Here is a 4,267-nt window from a genome sequence, read left to right as displayed (position 1 = left end):
GGTGGGGGGCTGGCGCAAGGTCACCGACGCGGTGCATCAGCGCGGTGGACGGGTCTTCTCCCAGCTGTGGCATTGCGGTCGCAACTCGCACCCGTTGAATCAGCCCGACGGCGCGTTGCCCATCGGGCCGTCAGCGATCATTTCCGACGCGTCCGTGCGCACCTCGCAAGGCCGAATGCCACTTTTGGTTCCCCACGAGCTTACGACGGCCGAGATCCCCGGGGTGGTCGACGAATACCGGTCCGCCGCGCGGGCGGCCTTGGCGGCAGGCTTCGACGGCGTGCAGGTGCATGCGGGCAACGGCTTCTTGCTCGACCAATTCTTGCGTGAGTCGTCGAACCAACGGCGCGACGGCTACGGCGGGAGCGTCCAGAACCGTTGCAGACTGCTGCTGGAGGTCGTAGAGGCGGTGTGCAGGATTTGGGGCTCGGACCGAGTCGGAGTTCGAATGTCGCCGACGAATCCCACCAACTATCTCCTCTCGGACTCCGATCCCGAACTTCTACTCCGCTGCGCGCTTGCGTCCCTGAGCGAGCTGAAGATCTGCTACGTCGACATCGTCGAAGGCTCGACCACCAGCGGGCCGGCGACTCATGCGGTGGACTTCGCTGCAAGCCGCCGCTCCTTCTCTGGCTTGTACGTTGCGAACAATGGTTTACGCACCCGCGAGCAGTCAGAGTCCGCGTTGGATTCGCACGCTGACCTGGTGTCCTTCGGCCGGCCTTTCATCGCCAACCCGGATCTACCACGGAGACTACAGACTGGTGCAGCTCAGGCCCCCTTGAACGAGGCGTTCATCTATTCGCCCGATCATCGTGGATACACCGACTACCCGTTCCTCAACGACGACGCGTAGCAACGCCGTCGCCTGAGCAGACAGCTGACGGATTCGACCACTTTCGACTCAACTCTTCCGGAACACACGCAGACCATCAATCCGGCTGCGGCTCCGCCACCGGTACGAAACAAAAATGGACAACATGAAAAGCGTCACATTCCCAAGCTCCGGAAACAAGGCTTCCGAACGCACTGCCTCTCGTCGGGCTGCCCTCCGGGGACTTGCGGCGGCGGGACTCGCAGCGTTCGGCAGTTCACCATCTTGGTCTCAGGCCCCCTATCCCTCGAGGCCGATTCGTTTGGTGGTGACGCTCCCTGCAGGCACGTCTGCCGACGCGATGGCACGGTTCATTGCGGAACGCGCCGGGCGTGAGCTTGGACAGCCGGTCATCGTAGACAATCGTCCAGGGGCAAGCTCCATCATCGGCGCCCAGGCCGTGGCCACCGCCCCAGCAGATGGGTATACGTTGCTCTATGGCTTGGCGCCCTCCATCTCGTTGAACCCGCATCTCTTCAAGAAGCTGCCTTACAAGGCTTCGGACTTCATCCCGATCATCCATCTGCTGGATGTGCCATTCGTATTGATCGTTCGAGCCGACTCGCCGTATCACAATCTGCGAGATCTGCTGCAGGCGGCCAAGGCGCAACCCAGCACGCTGAGCTACTCATCGTATGGCGAGGGTTCTCCCAACCACGTAGCAGTGCTGCAGATTCTTCAAGCCAATGGTGCGACGATGACGCACGTGCCTTACAAGGATGGGGGGTTGATGGACATTGTTGCTGGGCGCGTTGATAGCTCTCTTGAAGTGACCGCGATGGCGATGCCGCACATCCAAACGGGCAAGCTCCGGCCGCTGGCGGTGTCGGCGCGCGAGCGGTTGTCCCAGTTACCTGATGTGCCCACTCTTGCAGAATCGGGTTTCGGGCCACCGCTCTACTCCTGGAATGGGCTCTTCGCGCCCGCCGGAACGCTGCCAGAAATCGTTCAGCGCCTCGCAGGCGTGATGCAGGGCATCGCGTCGAGCTCGGAATATCGCCAGAAGGTGTTGGATTTCACCCAGTTGCCGGCGGGAGGCACGCCCAGCGACTTTGCCTCTTTTCTCGCCAAAGACTCGGAGGCTTGGGGAAAGGTGATCGTGCGAAGCAATATTCGCATCGATCAGTAGCAGAGTTTCTCCGCATAGGTGGATCTAAGGGGCAGAAGCGCGAGCGGCCGCTGCCGGCAGTAAAGCTGTCTTGCCGCGCCGGGATCGGAAAGATAACCTGCCCCGCGGCGAGCTCGACGCTGTCCAACTGGAAGGCGCCACGCCGTCGACGAGGCAACGGTTAGGTTAGGATCAGCGACGCGGGCGTGCCTTCTTTCGCGCGCGTTCAGTTCGCGGGAACGGTCAACACCGGGGCCTGCTGCGCGGGGCCCGTCTCGGCCAGCGACATCAGCAGCAGCATGAAGCTGAAGATGGCCTTGGATCTGATGTCGCGGTTGTCGACCCAGAACCAGTGGCGCTGGTAACGCACCGACACGAAGGGCTCCGTCGGTGCTTCATTGCCGGCCCGGATCCTGACCAGCGGCTGGTCGCGTGGGTGGCCGTTCGTTCCGGCCGTGGGGACGTTGCTGCTGCGGCCCTCGGCGACGTCCTGCGCCGGCACCTCGACCGAGCCAGAGATCTCGGTCAAGATCTCGAGGATCGAGCGTGAGAGCATCGCTACCTCGCGATTGTCGCGAGGAAGATCACCGAAAGTCAGTCTGAGCTCCTGTGCTCCGGGATCGATGCCGAGCGTGTCACGCAGCAGGCGGATGTCGTCGATCACCGCCCGTGGCAGCCTGTGAGTGCTGAAGGTGATCAGCGCGGTCTCGTCGGCTCCGCGGCGCTCGAGCCTGAAGCCTATCGCCTCGGACACCTGCACGCGTCGCAGTGCGTCGAGGACCTGATAGAACTCCGGGTCAGCTTCGCGGATGCCGAGGGCGCGGTTGCTGCGGTTGTATACGCCGTTGATCGCGCGGGTCGTGAGCTGGAACACCAGGTCGATCGGGAAGCCGGCCTGTACGAGCTGGAACAGCGCGGTCGGCTGGATCGGCCGCAACAGGCTGCGCGTGAACTTCTCGCCCAGCAACGGCGCATAGCTGATCGTGGGCTTGTCGATGTAGAGCGCACCCGCGCCGAGAGTGAGGCTCTGGCCGGTGCCGTCCGGCACGCCCGGTGTCAGCCCCGAGGACAACGCGCTGCTCAGGCTTACCTGGCTCTGCACCTGGTACGAGGCGATCACCGACGAGACATCGAGGAACATCGGCGTGTCGCCATAGCGCAGTTTGACGATGTTGAGCAGCATCTGCTCCTTCCACGAACTGGCCAAGGCCTCCGAGTACACGAGGCGATCGCGATTCACCGAGCCCGCACCGATGCTTGCGCACGCCGACAGCAACACCAACAGCGCCACCATCGGCAGCACGAGCGCAAGACGATGCAGTCGATTCGGCATGAATCCTGTCTCCCGATGAGGTGCCACCCGCCTAGCGCCGCAGGGCCGGGCTGCGTCCAGCCCGCCCCCCGCGAGGGTCAAGGAAGATGGTGAAGCCACATTTCCAAGGTCGGGCATCATGATCTGCTCGGGGAGCTTGATGTTGAATCCTGGCATGAGTGGYCCGTCCGCGTCGGGCACCTGCGCGGGCGCGCTCGTGAGGCCCATCGCGCCAAGGCGTTGTCACGGCGATGACGGATTGAAAAGCTGGCAAATTTTGGGCGCTGCCTGTGAACAGGCGCCATGCTTCGAATCGCGCGGACAGTTGTTTGCGATAGAGCGATGCGCGCAGCTGATGGCGCTTGAGGGCGAAGTGCCGGTGGATGGGACCGAAGCTCGAGAGAAAAGACTGCGTGCGCTCAGGCCGGCGAAATCCTCGCATGCGCCGCTCGCGCTCACGGGTGGGTTGATGGCTGTTCTCGGCACGGTTGTTCACGCGCGCATTGGCCTTCACGAACGCGTGCCGGACGGTCGCAAGCTGCGCGATCTCGGCGTTCGCGGCTGGATAGCTGCGCAGCTGGTCGGTGACGATCTTGCGTGGAGCCTCCGGGCAGGCGGCCAGCACGCGCTTGAAGAAGCGTTTCGCTGCAAGCTTATCGCGCATCCGTTTCTCGAATCGATCATCTGCATGCTCCTGTTTGCTTCGCCGGAGAGCCGCCGTCTGCGAATCCTGCTCGCTGGTCGAAGCGATGATGTCAGGCACCGCAAGCGCCAAGCCAAGCCCAAAGGTGAGCTTCTGCTACCGGAAACTCATGATGGCACGAATGACCTTTCACGGGAACCTCATGGCGTTGCAACCCGGCATCGCGAGTCCTGCGGCTTCACATCCTTCTCTCCAAGACAACTGAGATCGCGCTGGGCGATGTTCTAGACGGGCACTGTGCCCTTAGCGCCGGTTCGCAACGTGCGGATC

General features: G+C 63.0%; 3 protein-coding genes and 1 pseudogene. 2 read left to right on the top strand and 2 right to left on the bottom strand.

Going from position 1 to position 4,267, the window contains the following annotated elements:
• Both AC1DY5_RS44310 and AC1DY5_RS44305 read left to right on the top strand, forming a co-directional pair.
• Positions 1 to 856, top strand: an 856-nt coding sequence (locus AC1DY5_RS44310) for an oxidoreductase (RefSeq protein ID WP_478120760.1), incomplete at its 5' end; no start/stop codon positions are given.
• Positions 857 to 1,139: 283 nt separating this feature from the next.
• Complete coding sequence (locus AC1DY5_RS44305) at positions 1,140 to 2,003, top strand: tripartite tricarboxylate transporter substrate binding protein (protein ID WP_478120761.1); 864 nt, start codon at positions 1,140 to 1,142, stop codon at positions 2,001 to 2,003.
• Between the two features lie 205 nt (positions 2,004 to 2,208).
• Here the strand turns inward: AC1DY5_RS44305 and AC1DY5_RS44300 are convergent, their stop codons facing one another.
• Together AC1DY5_RS44300 and AC1DY5_RS44295 are read right to left on the bottom strand one after the other, a co-directional pair.
• Positions 2,209 to 3,315, bottom strand: coding sequence for a hypothetical protein (locus tag AC1DY5_RS44300; protein WP_478120759.1), 1,107 nt, complete (start codon positions 3,313 to 3,315; stop codon positions 2,209 to 2,211).
• A gap of 253 nt (positions 3,316 to 3,568) precedes the next feature.
• A pseudogene (locus AC1DY5_RS44295) lies at positions 3,569 to 3,964 on the bottom strand (DDE-type integrase/transposase/recombinase); the annotation flags it as partial.
• Between the last annotated feature and the right edge of the window lie 303 nt (positions 3,965 to 4,267).

The organism is Variovorax sp. P4_D9, from assembly GCF_056401695.1.
Note: the sequence above shows the minus strand (reverse complement) of the source record. Positions and strands in the feature narration are given on the sequence as shown.

Bases quoted from the DNA above. Each gene is read 5' to 3' on its own strand.
- AC1DY5_RS44300 (WP_478120759.1), bottom strand. From the start codon at position 3,315: ATGCCGAATCGACTGCATCGTCTTGCGCTCGTGCTGCCGATGGTGGCG.